Origin of the sequence: Paenalicyclobacillus macrosporangiidus, from assembly GCF_900116805.1 — a bacterium.
Classification (GTDB): Bacteria; Bacillota; Bacilli; order Alicyclobacillales; family Alicyclobacillaceae; genus Alicyclobacillus_H; species Alicyclobacillus_H macrosporangiidus.
Genome location: NZ_FPBV01000011.1, coordinates 21,361 through 41,894, shown reverse-complemented (window position 1 = coordinate 41,894; position 20,534 = coordinate 21,361). Strand labels below are relative to the sequence as shown.

The following is a 20,534-nucleotide window of genomic DNA, read 5'->3' as shown; positions in this document are numbered from 1 at the left end:
AGCGCCTCAATGGGACATGAGCAGAACGACGATGGAGGCCAGCGAGAAGCACACGCCGAGCAGGTACAGAAACGCCACCGTCTGCACCTGGCTGAGCCCCGACTTCATCAGGAGGTGGAAGGTGTGCCCCTTGTCGGCCACGTAGATGGGCCGGTTCTCCCGGACGCGCCGGATGACGACCCAGATGGTGTCGAGGATGGGCACACCGAGGGCCAGCACCGGCACGACCAGCGACACCAGCGTCGCGCTTTTGAACGCGCCGCCCACGGCGATGGCGGCCAGGACGTAGCCGAGGAACGTCGCGCCCGCGTCCCCCATGAAAATGCGCGCCGGGTGGAAGTTGTGGCGCAAAAACCCGAGCGCTGCGCCCATCAGGACGACGGCGAAGACGGCCATGGCCGCCTGCCCCTTCAGGAGGGCGATAAAGAACAGCGACATCGCCGAGATTGCCGACAATCCGGCGGCCAGCCCGTCGACGCCGTCGAGGAAATTGATCATGTTGGTGATGGCGACCACCCACAGGATGGTGGCCACCCACGACAACCACTCCGGGAACGTGTAATACGTCCCGCCCCAGGGCAAGGTCACGCCGCCGATGCTCACGCCGAAGCAGAGCAAAACCACGGCAGCGAGAATCTGGGTGAGAAACTTCGGCAGCGCTTTGAAATCCCGGCCGCGCGTCTTGTAGTAGTCGTCCACCACACCGATGGCGAAGATGAGGAAGCCGCCCACCGCGATGCCCCAGAAGGTGTTTCCCGCATGACCAAACAGCGCGGAGGTGACGACGACGCCGACGTACAGCGCGAGCCCTCCCAACAGGGGCACCGGTTCCTTGTGGATCTTGCGCTGGTTGGGCCGGTCCACAAAGCCGGTGCGCAGGGCGAACCGGCGCACGTACGGCACCAGCGCGTAGACAATCACGAAGGCGGTGAGAAAACTCAGGATGTAATACCACGCCGGATGCGTTCCCAAACGGCAACACCCTTCCTGAACCTGAGCCAAGACCTGCGTACGCCGCGTGCCGCCGCAGACCGCGCGGCAGGATCCTTACAGCCATTCGGCGGCCGGGCGCGGTTTTTGTCGAAACGGCGCGCGGATGGTTGAACCGAATCCCATTATACTCTTCGGACCTTGTACATACATATGGGATGAGGCGGCCGCCGCCGGCAATTCCAATCCCACAGGGAGGGATGGATGTTGACCCAGAACGAACTGATCCTCGCTTTGGTCATCGGCGTCCCGGTCGTGTTTGCACTGGGCCGGTTGTCCACGCGCGTCACCTGGTTCCATGCCAAGAGCGAGGAGAAGTACACGGTCTCCGAGTTCGTGCGCGGCCAGAAGTGACGGCCGATCCCCGGAGGGAGCGCCCGGCACCAGTCCGGGCGCTCGCACGGGCGCACTCCACTGGACAGCGGACCCGCGCGGCGGGTTACACGGAGGCACCGAGATCGCGCAGGCGAGCGAGGAACACAGCCTCGTCCCAAATCTCGAGCCCGGGCGCCTGTCCACTGTCGGCCAGCGCCCTCGCTTTGTCCAGTTTCGATCCCGCTTTCTCCCCCGCGACCACCACATCCGTCTTGCGGCTGACGCTGCCTGCCACGCTACCGCCAAACCGCTCAATCCATCCGGCGGCCGTCTTTCGGTCCATCGCCTGCAGCGTGCCCGTCAGCACGAACGTCCGGCCCGCCCAGGGGAGCGAGGCGCCCTCCGCGCCCGGGCCGTCCGCGCCCAGGTAGCGGGTGTTGACCCCGGCCTCCCGCAGGCGGGCGACGAGCGAGTGGGCCCCCTCGCCCCGGAAGTAGGTGACGATGCTCTCCGCCATCTTCGGGCCGATCTCGCGGATCGCCGTCAACTCGTCGACATCCGCCGCCATGAGCGCGTCGAGGTCGCCGAAGTTGCGCGCCAGCGTCTTGGCCGCCTTCTCGCCGACCAGCCGGATGCCGAGGCCGAACAGGAGCCGCTCCAGCGAGTTGCCCTTGCTCCGTTCAATTGACTCCAGCAGGTTGCTCGCGGACTTGTCCCCCATGCGTTCCAGGCCCAGCAGTTGTTCCTTCGTCAGGCGGTACAGGTCCGCGGCGTCCCGCACCAGCCCATGGGCGAGCAACGCGTCCACCCACTGCTCGCCGAGCCCGACGATGTTCATCGCGTCCCGCGACGCGAAGTGGATGAGCGCCTCGCGGATGAGCGCCGGGCAGGCCGGGTTGATGCACCGCCACGCGACCTCGTCGGGCAGGCGGTGCAAGGGTTCGCCGCACTGCGGGCAGCGATCCGGCATCCGGAACGGGACCTCGTCGCCGGTGCGGCGCTCGGGCAGCGAACGCACCACTTCAGGAATAATGTCCCCAGCCTTCTGCACGACGATGACGTCGCCGATGCGGATATCCCGCTCCCGGATGAGGTCCTCGTTGTGCAGGGACGCGCGCGTCACCGTGGTGCCTGCGAGGAAGACCGGATCGAACACGGCGGTCGGCGTCACGGCGCCCGTCCGGCCGACGCTCAGCTCGATGGTGCGCAGCACCGTCTCCGCCTGTTCCGCGGCGTACTTGTACGCGATGGCCCAGCGCGGGCTCTTCGCCGTGGCGCCGAGGGCCTGTTGGACGGCGAGATCGTCCACCTTCACCACCATGCCGTCGGTGGCGTAGGGCAAGTCGTGCCGCTTGTCCGCCCACGCCTCGATGTGCCGGATCACGTCCTCAATGTTGTCGTACACGGCATAGCTGGCGTTGACGGGCAGCCCCAGGTCGGCCATCCAGGCGAGCGCCTCGCTGTGGGTGGCGACGGGCGCCGGGGGATCGGATTCGGCCAGGGCGTAGGCGAACATCGACAGCCCGCGCGACGCGGCGACCTTCGGATCCAACTGGCGGAGCGATCCCGCCGCCGCGTTGCGCGGATTCGCGAACAACGGCTCGCCCGCGGCCTCGCGCTGCTCGTTGAGGCGCAGGAAAGCGGGCTTGGGCATGTACGCCTCGCCGCGCACTTCGATGGTTACCGGCTGGCGCAGCACCAACGGCACGGCGCGGATGGTGCGGATGTTGGCGGTGATGTCCTCGCCGGTCTCGCCGTCCCCGCGCGTGGCCCCGCGCACCAATCGCCCGCCCTCGTAGCGCAGGCTGACCGCCAGGCCGTCGATCTTCAGCTCGCACACATACCGCACGGCGCGTCCGGCGGCCTCGCGCACGCGCCGGTCGAACTCGCGCATCTCGTCCGGGCTGTAGGCGTTGGCCAGCGACAGCATGGGTATGTCGTGGCGCACCTTCACGAAACCTTCGAGCGGCGGCCCGCCGACGCGCTGCGTCGGAGAGTCGGGAGTCACCAGCGCCGGGTACGCCGCCTCGATGGCCGACAGTTCGCGCATCAGCTGGTCGTATTCGGCGTCCGGGATCTCCGGCTGATCCAGCACATGATAGAGGTAATCGTGATGGCGGATGGTTTCCCGCAGCGCCTCCGCGCGGGCGCGCGCCTCCGCCTCCGTCCCTGGGACGGGGATGGTCATGGGGCCTCCTCCTTCAAATCGCGTGTCCATGGCTTTCCCGCATGCGTCGTTGGGTCCACCCCGCATGCATCGTTGGGTCCGCATGCATCGTTTGGCCGCTCCGATTCCTGCGCATCCCCGGCTCAATCGACCTTGCGGATGGGGGCGAACTGGACCGCCAAGCGCTTGATGCCGGTGGGGGCCGGGAAGGCGATGGTCAACTCCTGATCATCCCCCGCGCCGTGCACCTCGACCACGGTGCCGCGACCCCATTTGCGGTGCTCCACCTTATCGCCGGCCCGGTACTGCGCGCCGCGGTCCGGCGTGAACGCATCACCCTCTGCGGGGACGCCGGCGGCAGCGCTGCGCGCGGCCCGGGGGTCCCGCATCCCTGCACTCAGCCCATCCGCAGCGTCTCGCCCGGACGATCCGGGCCTCGGCGACCACGGTGCCCTCGGACGCCGGCCGGGATCGTCCAACTGCACGTGCTGCGGCGGCATCTCCCCGAGAAACCGGGACGGCATGCAGGCCCGGTACTGCCCGAAGATGGTCCTCGTCGTGCACGTCGTCAGATAAAGTTTCTCCCGCGCGCGCGTCACGCCCACGTAGCAGAGCCGGCGCTCCTCCTCCATCTCCCGTTCGGAGTCGAGCGCGCGGCTGTGCGGAAACAACCCCTCCTCCATGCCGGGCATGAACACAATCGGAAACTCCAAGCCCTTGGCGGCATGCAGGGTCATCAACGAGACCTTGTTCTCGTCGGCCGCCGCGCCCGGGGCCGGCTTGCCCTGGTTGAGATCGGTGTCCGCCAGGAGGGCCACCTCGGCCAGGAATTCGGCCAGCGGATCGTCAAACCACCCGCCGTCCGCCAAAGGACCGCCCTCGGCCTCGTCCACGGCACCGTCCGCAGCGTCCATCGCGTCGCGGGACGCCGGGTCAGGGCCGGTCCGTCCAGCGCCGTCTCCGCGCACCGCCATGCCGCCGCCGGCCTCCCAGCGCTGATCGAACTCGCGTGTCACAGACAGGAACTCGTCCAAGTTCTCCACGCGCGCCTCCGCCTCCAGGGTCTTTTCGGCCGCCAGGGCCCGCCGGTAGCCGGTGCGCTCGAGAACCTCTTCGGTCAGCTCGGTGACCGAGAGAAACGGCCGCATCTGGCGCAGTTGATCCAAGGTCTCCACAAACTCGCCCAGCGCCTTGAGCGCCTTGCCGGACACACCGGCCTCCGCCGCCCGCCGGCACGCCTCCAGCAGCGGGGCGCCGTGCACCGCGGACCACTGCTGCAGCTTGTCCATGGTGCCATCGCCAATCCCCCGCTTGGGCACGTTGACGATCCGCTGCAGGCTGATATCGTCCGCCGGGTTGTGGATGAGGCGCAGGTACGCGAGGACGTCGCGGATCTCCTTCCGATCATAGAACTTCACGCCGCCGAAGATCCGGTACGGAATGCCCTGCTGCAGCATCGCCTCTTCAATCACGCGCGACTGCGCATTGACGCGGTACAGCACGGCCATCTCGCTCCAGTCGCGGCCCTGGCGCCGGTACTGCTCCATCTTTCCGACGATGTACGCGGCCTCGGCCCGCTCGTCCAGCGCCCGGTACAACGTGGCCGGCTCCCCCTCGGGGTTGTCCGTCCAGAGGGTCTTCTCCTTGCGCTCGACGTTGTGGCGGATGACCTCATTGGCGATGGCGAGGATGGTCTTCGTGGATCGATAGTTCTGCTCCAGCCGGATGACGGTCGCATCCGGGTAGTCGCGCTCGAACTGCAGGATGTTCTGGATGTCGGCGCCGCGCCAACCGTAGATGGACTGGTCGGAGTCGCCGACCACGCACAGGTTGCGCCGCTTGTCCGCCAGCAGCCGAACCAGCCGATACTGGGCGTGGTTGGTGTCCTGATACTCGTCGACGTGAATGTAGTGAAAGCGTCGGTGGTAGTACTCGAGCACGTCCGGCACCTGTTCGAACAGTTGCACCGTCTTCAGGATGAGATCGTCAAAGTCGAGAGCGTTGTTCGCCTTCAGCCGCCGCTCGTACTCGAGGTACACGTCCCCCGCCACCCGCTCGAACGGATTGCCCGCGCGATCGCGCACCTGCGCCGCCGTCCTGAGCACGTTTTTCGCATTGCTGATGACCGACAGCACGGCTCTCGGCTCATAGCGCTTGCTGTCGATGTTCAGGTCGGCGAGGATGCGCTTCACGGTGGCGAGCTGGTCCCCGTCGTCGAGGATGGTGAAGCCGCTCTGATAGCCGATCCGCTGGATATCGCGGCGGAGGATGCGAACGCACATGGCGTGGAACGTCATGGCCCAGATGTCCTGGGCGATGGGGCCGACCAGCCCCTCGATGCGATCCCGCATCTCCCGCGCCGCCTTGTTCGTGAACGTGATGGCCAGGATGCTCCACGGCGCCGCACGCCGGGTGCCGATGAGATACGCGATCCGGCGCGTCAACACGCTCGTCTTCCCGCTGCCCGCCCCGGCCAGGATCAGCAGCGGCCCGTCGGTGTGTTCGACGGCGGCGCGCTGCATCGGGTTCAGGCCGGCGAGAATGCCGTCCACCTCCGGCGTCGCTGCTCGCACAAGCACTCCACCTTTCCACGTGATCCCCGTTTGCGGGCGTTGGTGTCCCTCCCATTATAGTACATATGTTCGGGGGTTACGCCTCCTGCCCCACCTCGTCCGCTTCCGGCGGCAACAGCTCCGCCGCCCGATCCACCGGCAACTCCTGCACCCGCTGCAGCCGCCGCTCAATCGTCCGCGTGCGGCGCGTCGCCGTCTCGATGGAGTGGCTCGCCTCCTGCAGCTTCTTCTGCGTCTTCTGCAACAGCTCGCCGAACGTGCCGAACTGCGTCTTGATGGCCCCCAGCAGCTCCCACACCTCGCTGGAGCGCTTCTGGATGGCCAGCGTCCGAAAGCCCATCTGCAGGCTGTTGAGCAGCGCCGTCAGCGTCGTCGGCCCCGCCATCACCACGCGGAACTCACGCTGCACCGATTCCATCATGCCCGACTGGCGCAGCACCTCCGCGAACAGCCCCTCCGTCGGCAGGTAGAGGATCGCGAAGTCCGTCGTGTACGGCGGGTGGATGTACTTGTCGTGGATGGATCTCGCTTCCGCCCGGATCCGCTGCTGCAACGCCCGGGCCGCCTCCTGAAACGCCGCCGCGTCCCCCGCGTCCTGCGCGTCGAGCATCCGCTGATAGTCCTCCATCGGAAACTTGCAGTCGATGGGCAGGTACACCACCTGGCTCTCGTCCCCCTGGCCCGGCAGGCGGATGGCGAACTCGACCCGCTCATTCGATCCCGCGCGCACCGCCACATTCTTCTCATACTGCTCCGGGGACAACAGCTGCTGCAGCAGCATCTCGAGCTGCACCTCGCCGAACGTCCCGCGCGCCTTGACGTTCGTCAGCACCCGTTTCAGGTCGCCGACGTTGGCCGCCAGCGACTGCATCTCGCCGAGGCCCTTGTGGACCGCCTCCAGGCGGTCGCTGACCTGCCGGAAGGACGCCGCCAACCGCTGCTCCAACGTCGCATGCAGCTTTTCGTCCACCGTCTCCCGCATGCGTTCCATCTGCCGGGCGTTGTCCTCCTGCAGTTGGCGCAGACGATCATCCACCACCCGCCGCACCGCCTCCAACCGCTGTTCGTTGGCCTCCGTCAGGTGCTTCAACTGGCCTGCGAACGCCTCCAGCAACACCCGCTGCTGTTCACCCAGCCGTTGCATCTGATACGCCGTGCCCTCGTTCACCTGGCTCGTCATGCGGACAAACCCCGCCTGAATCGCGTCCGCCGTCCGCTGCAATTGACCCGCCAGCTCTTCGCGCAACAGTTTCGCCTGTTGGCTGTACTCCTGGCGCACCCCCGCCATGGCCCGGTCCAACGCCGACATCAGCTCCGTTCGCAGCGCCTCCTGCAGACGCTCTTGGTCCCGCCCGCCGTCCGCCCGGCGTGACAGGCGGACCCACAGCGCCAGTTGCGTCAGCAGCACAATTCCCCACAGCACCCACTGCACCGCGTCCAAACCAATTCCCCCTTGCACTCTCGTGTAAACCAAAACACCCGCCTCCATCTGGAAGCGGGTGTTCACGCGTTGGTCGGAATGACAGGACTCGAACCTGCGGCCTCACGGTCCCGAACCGTGCGCTCTACCACCTGAGCTACATTCCGTCGCGCCGGACAAAACGTAATATACCACCCGGACAAACGAGCGTCAACCTCTCTCGCCTGGAATCTCTCACCGCCCCGGGCGCTTTGCCGCCGGCATCCTCAAACACGTCAAAAGGGGCGGCCTTGGCCGCCCCGTGCCCTGCATTGCGACACACTCCACGTCAGGCCGATGCCTTACCGCCCGCGCCCTGGGTCGGGTGCTCCTTCTCCCCTTCCCACATCGTCCACAGGTTTAACACCGCAGTGACGATGCCGAGGATCACGCTCGTCCACGCCTCACCCTCGTTGCCCGTCAGGGACAGCACGAAGGGTTGCAGGATGAACCAGAGGCCGGTGAGGAACGAGACCCAGTTCTGCCAGACGCGCCAGTTCGGCCGATTGACGTAGGCCGCCCACACGGAGGCAATCACCTGGATGGCACCGAACACCACACTCGTCCATACGGCTCCGGTGACGTCAGCGAAACCGAGCACCCACGGCGCGATGATGAACCAGACACCGATGATGGCATTCAATCCGTTCCGCCATTTCATCCCGCGACACCTCCGGAAGTTTTGTGATTCACTTACGTCTCGAAAGTAACGCCGCCCCCGGATGGGTGTCAAAGTCCATCAAGGTCAATGTTCGCTTGTTAACATAATCCGATCGCGATCGCATGCAAACACCCCTCAATCCCGCGCACAATCTTTTCCGCGCGGGCCCATACGTGGCATGGGGGGTGGCTTCTCCGCAGATGCCCAGCGACCGGCTTGACCTGCACACCTCCCGCTCGAGGCCATAAAGACGCAGCGCGGTCCCCCGCATTGCGCCAGGGGACCGCGTATCCACCGCAGGCCGACGCGGGATGGCCGAGTCTCAGTGCACCCCCGCCAGTTCACGGACCGGCGCATACGCTTGGCCGAGGCGCTGCATGTATGTCGCCGGGGCCGGTTCCGTGAGGTAGTAGCCTTTCTTGATCATGTACTGTGATACCTCGAACGCATGCCGGCAGCACATCATAAATGCGTCCTCCAGGAAGGTGCGCAGCTGCGGGTCCGTGCACTCCATTGCCGCCCAGGCGTAATCGCGGCCCGCACGCTTGAGCGTCAAGAGGTACGACGTCGCAATCGAGCGGTCATCCAGCGCCGTCATCTGCGGATTCGGCGTCACCGGCTGCGCCATGGTGTGCGTGCCCCCCGCCGTGGCCGGCGGCATCGGCGGCACACCCAGCTTCTGCTGGCTCGACTGTTTAGTCGCCCACTCGACTTTCATGTTGTAATCCTGAATGTGGGCGGCTATGTGCTTCTGCAGAATGCCTTTCAGCTCCTGGCACTTGACCTGGCTCAGAAACAGCCCCATGCAGTTGATGGAATTGACGCAGCTCATCAGCAGTTCGTTCAACTCACACGCCTCGTGGGTCATCAAAGGCATTTGAGCACGCCTCCTCGTCTCGCAGAGTTCAAACGTTTGTCATCCTCACCAACCCGCCGTCCCCTCATGCACCGCGGCAATGGTAGTTTCTGTCGTTCCCAGCGGCATCCCCGTCTCCTGCGCGGCATAACGTCCGCGGTGGAGGTCCACACTTTGAAGGGGAAACCGTCGGGCGCAACCCCACCGGGGGCTTGCGGATCGACGGATCACGTCGTCTGCGATGGGAGCGTGCCCATGCCGGTCCATCCCCCTGCCCCCGTCTCCTGGTCCCGCCTCGTCCGGGTCTCCCTGCGGAACGCGGCGGCCAAGATGGTGTTCTACTCCCTGTTGCTGTCGGCCGCTTCGGTCCTGTGGCCGGACCTGTACCCGTCCTGGGTGCCGGCGGCATGCACCGTCATCATCCTCACCGCGGCCGGCGTCATCGGCGACGCCACGCTCGTCGCACGCTTTGGCAACGTGCCGCCGCTGGTACTCGGCTTCTTCGGCATGACCGCCATCCTCTGGGGTGTCGCCCGGCTCTGGCCCGCGGCGCACGTGACCCTCGGTCGCGCCTGCATCATCACCCTCGCCCTCGGCGCGGTGGAGTTTTTCCTGCACCGCTATGTGCTCGAAGCCCTCTACGGGAGCCACCGAAAGTCGTCATAATCACATCCCTGGCCAGCGCATACTAGCGCAGACGGACGGTCCGTCGCGGCTGTCCACCATGTCCGGGCAAAGGAGAGATACCCATGAGCACGATATCCAATCAAACGCTGGCCGATCTCATGGCCAACGCCCGCCTCATCGCCTCCGTGGGGCTGGTCGACGATCCCGACCGTCCCAGCTATCAGGTGGCCATGTACCAACAGTCGCAGGGGTACCAGGTGATCCCCGTCAACCCCAATGTGGACTCCGTCCTGGGCCACAAGGCTGTGCGCACCGTTCAGGACATCCCGGAACCGGTGGACATCGTCAACATCTTCACGCACGGCGACCAAGCGCCGGCCATCGTCGACGACGCCATCGCCAAGGGAGCGAAGGCCGTCTGGCTGCAGCCGGGCGTGGAGAGCCCAAAGGCCGAAGCCAAGGCGCGCCAAGCCGGCCTGCAGGTGATCTCGCACCGCTGCTTCAAGTCGGAACACCAACGCCTGCTGTCACACCGGCCGATGTGACGGGCTTCGGGCAGCAGGCCCTTCTGTTTGTATTTGCCTGCGACCGCGGCTCCTGCTAGAATGCTTGTGAACACGTCCCGCACGGAAGGAGCCGTCCCGCGTGCAACTGTTTCTGCCGTACTTCAATGAGGCATGCATCCTGGCTAGCGCCGTCGCGATGGCCCTCGGTTGGTTCCAGATCCGGCGCCGCCGCGTCGAGGCGCACCGCCGCTTGATGTTGACGGGCGTGGTGCTGGCGGCGCTGTTTTTCGTGACCTACGTCGCGAAGACCCTCCTCATCGGCGACACCGCCTTCGGCGGACCCGAGCGCTGGCGCCTCCCGTACCAGGTGTTCCTGCAGGTGCACTCCGTACTGGCCACCGTCGCTGCCATCCTCGGCATCATCACCCTCCGCGCCGCGTACCGCGAGAACTTCTCCTTGCATCGGCGGATCGGCCCTTGGACCGCCTCCATCTGGTTCATCACGGCCGCCAGCGGCCTGGTGGTGTTCCTGTTGTTGTACATCATCTTTCCGCCCGGTCCGACGACCGATCTGTTCCGCGCTTGGATCGGGCATTGATCCATCAAATCCAGGTTTCGTTTCCAATTCCACGCTTGGAGAAACAGGAATTTCCCATCCTTTGTCGAAATGAGAGGAAAACGCGAATTTTTGTGGCGAGGAGCGTTGACCTCTGTGGACAGACAACAGGGTTGGATTCCTGCCGTATTCCGCAATCGTGATTTTTCCGTATTTTTTGCAGGCCAGGCGATCTCCCGCCTGGGCGACAGCATGTTTACCATCGCCATCGTCTGGCTGATGCACGAGCTGACCAATTCATCGCTCTGGATGTCCGTGGCCTTGGCGGCGGGATTCGTCCCGCACGTGGTGATCGCTCCCGTGTCCGGCGTGTTGGTGAACCGTTGGCCCAAGCGCCGGGTCGTGATCCGCACCGACGTGCTGCGCTTTCTGTTGCTGGCGGCGCTGACCGCGGCCACTGCGGCGCACCACACCGCACCGTGGATGCTCGTTGTGGCCAATCTCCTGTTGGCGACAGCCAGCACCTTCGCCACGCCCGCGTACATCGTGGTGCAGAAACGGATTGTCCATGATCATCACCTGATGCAGGCCAATTCCGTCAACCAGACGGCGCTCAACATCACGCAGATCATCGGCTACGCCGCGGGCGGCACCCTCATCGGCCTGCTCGGCGCGGCCGCCGCGTTCGCCATCGACGCGGTCAGCTTCCTGTGCGCTGTCGCCGCGATGCTGCTCATCCGCGTGTCGGAACCTGCGGTCGAACGAAAGCCCCTGACGGGGATGAACCTGCTGCGCGACATCGCGCAGGGGGTGCGCATCGCCGCCCGGTTCCCGCTCGTGCGCCTCCTGACGCCGGTGATCCTGTCGTACACCTTCTTCGTGATCGCGGTCGAAAACCTGCTGCTGGTGCAGTACATCGCCAACACCCTGCACCGCGGGTCAGCGGCGGTGGGGGCGGTGAACGCCACGATGGCCGTGGGTGAGTTGGTCGGCAGCTTGCTCGTCACGTCCGTCACCAGACGCATTGCAGTACAGAGGCTCCTGATCATCAACATGCTCGTTACCAGTGTGTGCGTGGGACTCACCGGAATTGCCCCCGGCGTCGCGGTCATCTGTGCCCTGTTCGGCATCAGCGGATTCTGCATGAGCATGGTGAACATCACGTTTTTCACCAGCATTCAGCAGGTCATTCCGTCGGAATCCCTCGCGGCGGTGTGGGGCATGGTCGCGGCCGTGTTCAACGCCGTCGTGCCGGTGGGCCAGTTGGTGTTCGGCGCCATCGGGCTGGCCGTGGCGCCCGGCCGGCTGATTGTGATCCTCGGCCTGTGCGCCGCCCTGTGCGCTGCGGCCCCCGTTTGGTCCCCCGCGCTGCGCCGGCAACTGCGCGACGCCAGGCCCACGGACGCGGGCCCGGCGCCTTGAGTCCGTCGCGCCGCCCTGCCTCCCTGCCACAATGTATGGCGCACCACGATGGGGCATCCGTGGGGAATACTTACTTCAGTGAAGCTACTGTGCTACACTGTAAGCAAGGAGTGAAGCCCCATGGCGTTTCCCCAGATGTGTCCCAAGTTTGAGTCCGCCTTCGAACTGCTCGGAAAACGTTGGACAGGCCTCATCATTCGCGCGCTGATGAGCGGTCCGAAGCGGTTCAAGGACATCTCCGAGATGATCCCGAACATGAGCGATCGCATGTTGGCAGAGCGGTTCAAGGAGCTGGAGGCGGCGGGCATCCTGGTGCGCAAGGTGTATCCGGAGACGCCCGTCCGCATCGAATACGAGTTGACCGAGAAAGGCAAAGGGTTGGGGCCGGTGATGGACGAGGTCCAGCGCTGGGCCGACACGTGGCTGGATCCCGGCCACAAGCCGGACTGACCCCCCTGCGCCCCATTTTCGCCCCTCTCCGCCAATCCTCCATCCTCGCACGAACATAACGCTTGTGTCCGCATAATACTGTAGCAATGTCTGACATCCGGGGGCTGGGTGCCCGGCGCGGCACCGCAGACCCGCCGACGGAGAGGGCGAACAGCATGCGGTCCTTCGTGCGATCCTTCGTGATGATGCTCCTTTTGGCATCGGCCCTGTGCGTGAATGCGTGCGCCCCCTGGCGGACCGCTCAGCCCTCGGCTCTCAAACCGCTCGCGAATTCCACACCAGACGCGCGAGCGTTCCCCGCGCCCGGACCGGACAACAGCGCTTCGGGAAACCAGGGCAACACGGGCAACCCGGCTGATCCATCCCCCAACCCGGGTGCCGTCGCGGCCCTGCCGCTGCTGCAGGCAGGGAGCAAGGGTCCCGCGGTCGAACGGTTGCAGCAGTTGCTGGGTGAGCTCGGCTATCTGCCCATGCGCTGGGTGCCGGACGGACCGGAGCCGCAGACGCTCGACGATGAATACCGGGCCGTGCAAAGCCCGCCGAAAGGCCAGTGGCGGCCGGCCTACCCCAACACGCCGCCGGCGCTCACCGCGCTGTGGGAAGAGTCGTCGTTCAACACCCTGGTGCGCGGCGCCGTGATGACTTTCCAGGAAGCGAAGGGCCTCGGCACCGACGGCGTGGTCGGACCCCAGACCTGGAACGCGCTGCTGAAGGATGCCCTCGCCGAGCACCAGAACCCGTTCGGGTACACGTTCGTCGTGGTCAACACGCGCGTTCCCCAGACGGTGACGGTGTGGTGGAACGGGAAGACGGTGCTGGCCTCACCCGCCAATGCCGGGATCGCGCAGAGCCCGACCGTCCGCGGGACCTTCCCCGTCTATCTGCGCTACCGCACCCAGACGATGAGCGGGGTCACGCCGTGGGGAGAACATTATTCCGATCCCGGCGTCCCCTACGTCAGCTACTTCTACGGAGGAGAGGCGGTGCATGGTTTTGTCCGCGCCTCCTACGGCACGCCCCAGAGCCTCGGCTGCGTGGAGCTGCCCGTCGACAAGGCCGCCGTGGCCTGGGGCTACATGCACTACGGCACCCTCGTCCACGTGCAGTAGTCCCGCGGCCCCCAGGTGTCGCAGGCGGCGCGGCACCGCGCCGCCACCGCCTGGATCGTCCCCTCTTCGCTTGGGATGCAGCGTCCTCCCAAGCCGCGCACTGGCCGCCTGCCGCCGCGCCTTCCGCGGAATGTGGGTGGCCGTGTGGCCCCGTGCACCCCGCTAGTTGAACGTGTTGATCTGGACAATCCCCGCCTCCCCGGCGTCGTCGCGCGCCAACAGGTAAAACGGGTGGTGGCGCGGGATGCTGTACGATCCCGTATCCCAGCGGGCCTCCCACGACCCGTCCGGGCGCACTTCGGCCCGGGCGATCCGCTGGACATGCCGGGCCGATCTCAGCTCCAGGTGATCCCCCCGGTGCACCACGTTGCCGGATGGAAGATAGTAGATGTCAACCGTCCGTCCGTGCCAGCGCTGGCGCGACAGGATGTGCACCAGCCGGCCGGTGCGGTACGCCATGATGACCGGCGGCCGGGATTGCGGCGTCACGGCCAGGGTCTCCGGCGCCCCGGCGATGGAACGCGGCAGCACCTCCTGCACCGAGGCGGACGGCGCCTCCGACAACGCTCCGGCGCGGCGCCCGCCGTACAGCGGCGTACAGGCCGCCAAAAGCGCGAAGGCCGCCAGGCACAGCCACAGTGGTCTTGGCATGGGCTCCCTCCTGTCGGATGTCGGTCACAGGTAGTGTGCCCAATCTCCGCCAAAACCCGGCTCTGCCCGGCGGCCGCCGGTCAGGCGCAGCGAAGCCGCAAGGAATCCGCCAGCGCCGTCGGTGCGCGCGTCACAACAGATTCAGGTGCACAGTGTCGAGGCCGAAGCTGTCGCGCAGGGCCTGCTCGGCCAACTGCTCGCTCCACGGCACCCAGACCTTGTGGCCGCCCGAGACCACCCATTTGCCGTGCGCCTTCACCACCGCCTGCCAATCGGGCGTCAACAACCACACGTACGATCCCGCCACGGCCATTGCCCGCAACTGCGCCCACGATTTCCACTGGCCGTGATCCCAGGCGCCCCCCGCCCGGTAAATCGCCGCCCAATAGCTGTTCAGCCAGGTGAAGTGCTGCCAGTGCAGCCGCTGGTACACCGAGCGGCCGCTCTGCAGGGCGCCGAGACCAATCAGGGCGTCGCGCGTCGAATAACCGCTCACCCCGGAGTAGGTGCCGCCCGTGTTGTCGTACCGGAAACCGCCGCTGGCCGGATCGAAGAAGGACAGCAAAGCGCTTAAGGGCGTGCCGCCCGGTTTGGCCCAGGACTGCGGATGAATCCCGAGACTCACCAGCGCATCCACCACGACGCCGGTGGAGTCCGCGTTGCTCGTCGTGCCGCCGTTCACGAAACCGCCGTCGTCCGCCTGCTGGGTTTTGAGGAACGCGATGGCCTTGGCCACCGCAGGGTTGTCCGCCGTGTAGCCGAGCGACGACAGCGCCACCAGGGCACTGGCTGTGTCATCCGCGTCGCTGCTGCTGTACTGCGACGAGTACCCGAAGCCGCCGTCCTCGTTTTGGTGCGCCAACAGCCACTGGGCGGCCGCGGCACGGTTGTACGACACGCCGCCCGCGTCCTCCAAGGCGATGATGGCCCACGCCTGGGCGTTGATGAGGTCGGTCCCCGTCCCGTCCAGGTTGTCGGCGAACTTCCCGGCGTCCTCGCCGGAGGTGATCTGGGCGCGGGCCAGCTTGGCGACCACGTCGCCCGCCTTCGTCTGGTGCGGATCCTCCCCGGCGGCCAACGCCCCGAGGATGAAGCGGGCGGCGTCCGTGCTGGTGGAGAGCCCGGACACCTCCGCGTCGAGCGCGGCATTGGCTTGCCGCTTCCCGGTCGCTGCGAACGTCGCTATTGCCGTCCAGTCGGGCATCTTGGTGGCCTGCTTCTGCCACATCCACTGGCTGGCGGACGCCGCCGCGCTCTCGGCGGAGGGCACCGCCGTGGCGGTGGATGCCGCCGATGACGTACCGGATGCGGGCGCGGTGGAGCCCGGCGTGGCGGCCAGGGCCGCCGGCACTCCGGTGGATACGGTGACGAGAGCGGCCGCAGCCGCCTGGGTGATGCGTTTCATGAATTATCGCTCCTCTCCCATGGATGACCTGTATGAACTCGCCGGCTGCGGGAGCCGGCGGCGAAACCGTTCCAAGACCGACAAGGTCGGCCGGCCGGCGGCCGCTGCGAAGGCCGCGTTCGCCAGCGCGTGCAGGGTGTCGAACCAGATGCTGGCAACGCACAGCGCGAGATACGCCGTCCAGGTCGGGCGGCCGTCCCCGAGGAGGGACCAGGTGTTCATCATCCAGCCGAACAGATATCCCCACGCGAACCCGAACGGGATCAACGCCCGCCACGTCAGGCGCGGCCACAGGCGGCGCAGCCAGCCCGCGGACGCCCCCGCCAATCCCCAGGCGGCCATTTGCCACGGGGTCCAGCCGCCCTCCCCCAGGAACACGTTCGATCCGATGGCGGTGAACGCCCCCACCGCCGCCCCGGTGACGGGGCCAAGGGAGAACCCGCTGGCCAGGATGAGGAAGGTGGCGGGCTGCACCCCGGGAATGCCCTGCATCGCCGCCCGCCCCACCGAGGCCAGGGCGGCCAGGGTGGCGACGAAGGCGATGTACCTCGGATCGGAGGCGTACGCCTCATACCATTCGAGGGCGGCATAGGCACCGAGCAGCAGCGCCGCCGCGGCGGTGGCGTACCACGGCCAGCCGAGCCAGGCGCCGGCGAACACCACGGCGAGCACCGCCAAACCGGCGATCCCGGCCAGTGCGCGCCGCCCCCGGGCCGCCGTAGCGCCGCCGTTCCGAGCGGGTCCGGCGGACACGGTCCCCACGGGCGGTTTTGCGCGCCCCCTCACCGCGCCCACCCGGCCGCCACGGCATCGGCCAGACACAGGATTCCGGGGGCCACCCCGCGCAAGGCGCGGGCCAACACGGGGGCGAACCAGAGGGCCGCGCGGAACACCTCACCCGGGGTGCCGGACAGCACCACCTGGCCTTGATCGACGAACAGGACCCGATCGGCGAACTCGGCGACGAACTCCAAGTCGTGCGTCGCCACCGCCACCGTGCGGCCGCCCGTCCGCAGCCAGCGGCCAAGGGCCTGCTTCTGCGCCGGATCCAGTCCGCGCGTCGGCTCGTCAAGCAGCAACAACTCGGGTTCCGCCACAGCCAGGGCGGCCAACGCCACGCGCATCCGCTCCCCGCCCGACAGGTCCCGTGGATGGCGAGGAAGCAGCGGATGGATCCCGAAACCGCGCGCCACCTCCGCCACGACCTCCCGCGTGCGCGCGTCATCCGCTCCCTGCAGGCGGAGCGACAGCCCCAGCTCCTCCTCGACCGTCTCCTGGCTGAGAAGATCGTTCGGATTCTGCGGGAGGAAGGCCACGCGCGCGGGCGGTGCGGTCTCCCCGTTGGCCGCCGCCGTGCGGAAGCGGCTCCTCGCCCGCCGGCTCGGCGGATGGTCCCCCCGCAGACCCCCGAGAACGCCGGTCAGCCGGCCGCTCGCCAACGGTTGCAGGCCCGCCCACACCCGCAACAGGGTGGACTTGCCCGCGCCGTTGGGTCCGATGAGCGCGGTCACCCGGCCGCGCACCAGCCCAGCCGTGCACTCGTCGAGGGCCCGAACCTCCGAGGGCGGATAGAGGACCACCGCCCGTTCGACGCCGATGACGATGTCCTCCAGTTCACGGCTTGCCCCCGCTCCGGCCTCCGTCCGCGCCACCGTCTCTGCGACGGGGGTCTTCCTGCGGCCCACCTCCCCGCCAGACAAGTGCCCCCCTTCCCCGCCAGGCACGCGCAGCTCCTGGCGGATGCGCTGGCGCACCTCACGCACGGTCAGGGCCGGCACGTCAGACGCAGGCCACAGGCGCGCCAGCACCGGGGCGCTGTCGGGGTGCGCCTCGCGCAGCCAGGCCGCCACCTCCCGCGGCGGCCCGAGCTGCACCAACCGGCCCCGGGACAGGACCGCGACCTGGTCGACCCAGCCGTACAGCCGGTCCACCCGGTGCTCGCTCATGACGAGGGTGAGGCCGAAGTCGTCCCGCAGGCGGCGGAGCACGTCCCACAGTTCCTCGGCCGCGACCGGATCGATCTGCGACGCAGGCTCGTCCAACAACAACACGCCGGGCTGATGCACCAGGGCGGCGGCGAGCGCCACGCGCTGGCGCAGGCCCCCGGACAGCGAGGCGACGGGATCGCCGGCCCGATCCGACAGGCCGACCATCGCCAGCGCCTCGGCGACCCGCCAGCCCATCTCCCGCGGCGGCACACCGAGATTCTCCAGGGTGAACGCGACCTCGCGCGCCACGGTGGCGTGCACCTGCTGCGCCTCCGGGTCCTGGTACACCACGCCGATACGGTGGACCCGTTCAGCCGCGGACATCGCCTGCGGCGACAGGCCGCCGATGCGCACACGCCCGGCCATGGTGCCGCCGTAGAACGCGGGACAGGCGCCCGACAGGCACTTGAGCAAGGTCGATTTGCCTGATCCGGTGTCGCCGTGCAACAAAAGCCACGTCCCGGGCGGAACGGTGAGGGACACCTCCTGGAGCGCGGGCGTCGGCGCACCCGGGTAGGTATACGTCAGCCCTTCCACCTGGACCTCAAGCACCCTGTCTCCCCCCCGTCCACGCCCCCGCCGCCAGCACCAGCGCCGCGGCAGGCACCTCTGTCCATCGCGCCGGCCCTCCGGCGAGCGGCAGGATCGCCATGAGGACCGCGAGCGCGCTCACGCCCGCCAGAATCGCGTCCTGGCGGCGCCAACGAGGGGGCCGGTAGGCGGTGCGGCCCGGCGCCCCGTATCCCCGCGTGTACATTGACTCCGCCAGCGTCCAGGCGCGCTCGAGCCCGTTCATCAGCAGGGTCTGGTAGACCACCGCCAGCACCCGCACGCGTTCGCGCAGACCGCCGCCCGGCAGCGCTCCGCCGCGCAGACGGAGCAGTTCCGCCACTCGATCCCGCTCCCGCAACACCTGCGGCACAAACCCGACGACCATCTGCACCGTCAGCCCGGCGCGGCTGAACCGGCGCCCCAGCCAGCAGGTGATGTCGTCCGGCCGCACCACGCGCCCGAACCACGCCATCCACAGGAGCAAATTCCACAGCCGCAACCCGCGCCGCACGGCGTCCTCCAGGCTGCCGGGGGTGATCACCAGGGTGCCGAGCCCGGGGATGTGAGGGCCCCGCCACCAGACCGTGCCCGCCACCGTTCCGAACAGGCTGCCGATGGCCACGTACAGCACCAGGAAGGGGAGCGCCCACCACACTGCCCCCATCCCCGGACCGGTCCCCGGCCCGCGGACGATCCAGCGATGCACGGCCATGGCCGCCAGCAGCATCGCCAGGAGCACCTCCCACGAAGCCGTGCGGTAGACCACCACGCCCCATGCCAACGCGCACATGCCCATCGCCGCCGGGTGCGGGCGCGGCCGCCAACGCGCGCCCCTCATCCGGACACCTTCGCTGGATCCCAGCGATGGTAGTCCCAGGTGTCCACGTCGCCCGCATGCGGATAGATGTCAGCCGCCCCCACCTGCGCCTGGTTCCCGTTCACGTAGAGGAACCAGTCCACCGGCTGCCGTTTGTCCACCGGGACGCCGGTCCACTGTGATTTGATGCCGTTGATGGACACCATGAAGTTGTCCCCGTACGCGGTGGTGATGGTGAAATATTGATGCATGTAGTCCATGAGCGACTCTCCCGTCACGATGGGGACCGTCTTTTTGGCGATCACAGTCGCCCCGTTATCCTCGCTGACGACGATGGTGAACTCGCCCGCGCCCGGTTTCGCCGGCGGCGCCGGGGCAGAGTGGGACGGCGGCGCCGGAGAAGATGCGTCCCCGCCGGTCCCGGTTGCTCGCCCGGCGCCGCTATTGGAGTAGCCCCCGCTACCGCTGCCCCCGCTACGATGGCCTGGGGGCGGAGTGGTGGTCTGCCCGGCCTGGGACAGACCCGCGGGGCCCGGATCGCCCGCCGGATCTGCCCCGCCACCGGCCGAATCGCTCCGCCCGCCCGCCGGTTGGTTTTCCGCCGTCGAGGCCGCTGACGCCGAGCCCGGAGCGATGGCGTTCACCCCCTCCGGCGCAGCCCCTGTCCCGGCGCCGGGTTCGGCCGTTCCCGCGGAGCCCGCCTCCCCCGCGCCAGTTCCCGTGGCCCCGTTCACGGCAGCCACCGCATGACCGGCCCCGGTTGCCCCCGAAGCCCCTGCGACCGCGGCCAGCCCGGCGTCCACACCGGCCGGCCGATGCGCGTGCATCGCCCCGTAGAGGACGGCGACCGCCGCCATGCCGAGAATTCCCGCGCGCCACGCCCAATGCCGCAACGTCCTCATCTCCTTCCGCACCGGTGCTCCGTCTGGTGGTGTCCACTCGCGTCCACTGGCGTTCATGAAAACCCGCCGCATTTCCGGCGAATATGGAAAAGGCTCCCGCGGAGGGAGCCTTCGATGTTCGTGCGGACGGTGCGTTCCGCCCTACCCCCGGCTTCCCTCCGAAGCGGGTGGCATCGCAGGCTGCGGCTGGTCTCCTGACTCGTGACATGCCTACTGTCTCGCCTTCCCACCTTGCGGCAGTGGCCCTGAGAGTTCGTAGTCACTTACAGTAGCGGGGGCTGTTCCGGATTTTCACCGGATTCCCATTTCACTCGCAACGCGAGACCGCAGCCCGTTGGATTCGATTGTCCGGATCAGCCAAGCTTTAAAGACGGAAACCATCTGTCTCCGCCCTCGTGCAAGGCTTGACAGGGAAAGTATACGCCAGGGCAAGCCCGGCAGGCAATCCGTCGAAGAGGAGGACCTTGTGGTCACTTGACTCGGCGCGCCATGAGCGGCTCGTATAAGTGCAAGTCGCGCACAATTCTG

The 20,534-nt window shown here is 67.5% G+C and carries 19 protein-coding genes, 1 tRNA gene and 1 riboswitch; of the genes, 7 read left to right on the top strand and 13 right to left on the bottom strand.

The window, feature by feature from the left end; all coding sequences use genetic code 11:
- Positions 1-6: 6 nt before the first annotated feature.
- Positions 7-972 (bottom strand): MraY family glycosyltransferase, encoded by a 966-nt coding sequence (locus BM357_RS10515; RefSeq protein WP_074952745.1) that lies wholly within the window; start codon positions 970-972, stop codon positions 7-9.
- A gap of 225 nt (positions 973-1,197) precedes the next feature.
- On the opposite strand from BM357_RS10515, the gene BM357_RS19865 reads away from it, so the two are divergent.
- Complete coding sequence (locus tag BM357_RS19865; RefSeq protein ID WP_175511507.1) at positions 1,198-1,344, top strand: hypothetical protein; 147 nt, start codon at positions 1,198-1,200, stop codon at positions 1,342-1,344.
- 85 nt (positions 1,345-1,429) lie between these two features.
- Here BM357_RS19865 and ligA read toward each other — a convergent pair whose 3' ends face one another.
- The 6 genes from ligA to BM357_RS10485 all read right to left on the bottom strand — a co-directional run bounded on the left by ligA (position 1,430) and on the right by BM357_RS10485 (position 9,042).
- Complete coding sequence (gene ligA, locus BM357_RS10510; RefSeq protein ID WP_074952742.1) at positions 1,430-3,493, bottom strand: NAD-dependent DNA ligase LigA; 2,064 nt, start codon at positions 3,491-3,493, stop codon at positions 1,430-1,432.
- Between the two features lie 122 nt (positions 3,494-3,615).
- Complete coding sequence (locus tag BM357_RS10505; RefSeq protein WP_245783951.1) at positions 3,616-5,994, bottom strand: UvrD-helicase domain-containing protein; 2,379 nt, start codon at positions 5,992-5,994, stop codon at positions 3,616-3,618.
- A 127-nt stretch (positions 5,995-6,121) separates the two neighbouring features.
- Entirely contained in the window at positions 6,122-7,477 is a 1,356-nt protein-coding gene (locus tag BM357_RS10500) for a DNA recombination protein RmuC (protein WP_245783950.1), read from the bottom strand.
- A 79-nt stretch (positions 7,478-7,556) separates the two neighbouring features.
- Positions 7,557-7,632 (bottom strand) — tRNA-Pro (locus tag BM357_RS10495).
- 161 nt (positions 7,633-7,793) lie between these two features.
- Positions 7,794-8,165 carry an SPW repeat protein gene (locus BM357_RS10490; RefSeq protein ID WP_074952736.1) on the bottom strand — a complete coding sequence of 124 codons (372 nt, stop codon included), beginning with the start codon at positions 8,163-8,165 and terminating at the stop codon, positions 7,794-7,796.
- A gap of 322 nt (positions 8,166-8,487) precedes the next feature.
- Positions 8,488-9,042 (bottom strand): spore coat protein, encoded by a 555-nt coding sequence (locus tag BM357_RS10485; protein WP_074952734.1) that lies wholly within the window; start codon positions 9,040-9,042, stop codon positions 8,488-8,490.
- A 153-nt stretch (positions 9,043-9,195) separates the two neighbouring features.
- On the opposite strand from BM357_RS10485, the gene BM357_RS10480 reads away from it, so the two are divergent.
- The 6 genes from BM357_RS10480 (at position 9,196) to BM357_RS10455 (ending at position 13,691) form a co-directional block, all read left to right on the top strand.
- On the top strand, positions 9,196-9,687 hold the full coding sequence (locus BM357_RS10480; protein WP_074952731.1) for a DUF2512 family protein: 492 nt from the start codon (positions 9,196-9,198) through the stop codon (positions 9,685-9,687).
- 83 nt (positions 9,688-9,770) lie between these two features.
- On the top strand, positions 9,771-10,193 hold the full coding sequence (locus tag BM357_RS10475) for a CoA-binding protein (RefSeq protein ID WP_074952729.1): 423 nt from the start codon (positions 9,771-9,773) through the stop codon (positions 10,191-10,193).
- 100 nt (positions 10,194-10,293) lie between these two features.
- Positions 10,294-10,752, top strand: coding sequence for a DUF420 domain-containing protein (locus tag BM357_RS10470; protein WP_074952727.1), 459 nt, complete (start codon positions 10,294-10,296; stop codon positions 10,750-10,752).
- 114 nt (positions 10,753-10,866) lie between these two features.
- The gene (locus tag BM357_RS10465; RefSeq protein WP_074952724.1) at positions 10,867-12,132 is read left to right on the top strand and encodes an MFS transporter; all 1,266 of its coding nucleotides are present in this window, start codon (positions 10,867-10,869) and stop codon (positions 12,130-12,132) included.
- Between the two features lie 120 nt (positions 12,133-12,252).
- Positions 12,253-12,582 (top strand): winged helix-turn-helix transcriptional regulator, encoded by a 330-nt coding sequence (locus BM357_RS10460; protein WP_074952722.1) that lies wholly within the window; start codon positions 12,253-12,255, stop codon positions 12,580-12,582.
- Positions 12,583-12,737: 155 nt separating this feature from the next.
- Positions 12,738-13,691 (top strand): L,D-transpeptidase family protein, encoded by a 954-nt coding sequence (locus tag BM357_RS10455; RefSeq protein WP_074952719.1) that lies wholly within the window; start codon positions 12,738-12,740, stop codon positions 13,689-13,691.
- Between the two features lie 162 nt (positions 13,692-13,853).
- Here BM357_RS10455 and BM357_RS10450 read toward each other — a convergent pair whose 3' ends face one another.
- The 6 genes from BM357_RS10450 to BM357_RS20490 all read right to left on the bottom strand — a co-directional run bounded on the left by BM357_RS10450 (position 13,854) and on the right by BM357_RS20490 (position 19,997).
- Positions 13,854-14,342 (bottom strand): hypothetical protein, encoded by a 489-nt coding sequence (locus tag BM357_RS10450; protein ID WP_074952716.1) that lies wholly within the window; start codon positions 14,340-14,342, stop codon positions 13,854-13,856.
- Positions 14,343-14,472: 130 nt separating this feature from the next.
- The gene (locus BM357_RS10445) at positions 14,473-15,747 is read right to left on the bottom strand and encodes a prenyltransferase/squalene oxidase repeat-containing protein (RefSeq protein ID WP_074952714.1); all 1,275 of its coding nucleotides are present in this window, start codon (positions 15,745-15,747) and stop codon (positions 14,473-14,475) included.
- Positions 15,748-15,750: 3 nt separating this feature from the next.
- Positions 15,751-16,533 carry an ECF transporter S component gene (locus tag BM357_RS10440; protein ID WP_175511506.1) on the bottom strand — a complete coding sequence of 261 codons (783 nt, stop codon included), beginning with the start codon at positions 16,531-16,533 and terminating at the stop codon, positions 15,751-15,753.
- Positions 16,530-18,287 (bottom strand): ABC transporter ATP-binding protein, encoded by a 1,758-nt coding sequence (locus BM357_RS10435; protein ID WP_074952712.1) that lies wholly within the window; start codon positions 18,285-18,287, stop codon positions 16,530-16,532. Before BM357_RS10435 ends, BM357_RS10440 begins: the two co-directional genes overlap by 4 nt.
- Positions 18,280-19,125: an energy-coupling factor transporter transmembrane component T gene (locus tag BM357_RS10430; RefSeq protein ID WP_074952709.1), complete on the bottom strand. Its 846-nt coding sequence runs from the start codon at positions 19,123-19,125 to the stop codon at positions 18,280-18,282. Before BM357_RS10430 ends, BM357_RS10435 begins: the two co-directional genes overlap by 8 nt.
- Complete coding sequence (locus BM357_RS20490) at positions 19,122-19,997, bottom strand: DUF4430 domain-containing protein (RefSeq protein ID WP_074952706.1); 876 nt, start codon at positions 19,995-19,997, stop codon at positions 19,122-19,124. Before BM357_RS20490 ends, BM357_RS10430 begins: the two co-directional genes overlap by 4 nt.
- 176 nt (positions 19,998-20,173) lie before the next feature.
- A riboswitch (cobalamin riboswitch) is annotated at positions 20,174-20,350 on the bottom strand.
- Between the last annotated feature and the right edge of the window lie 184 nt (positions 20,351-20,534).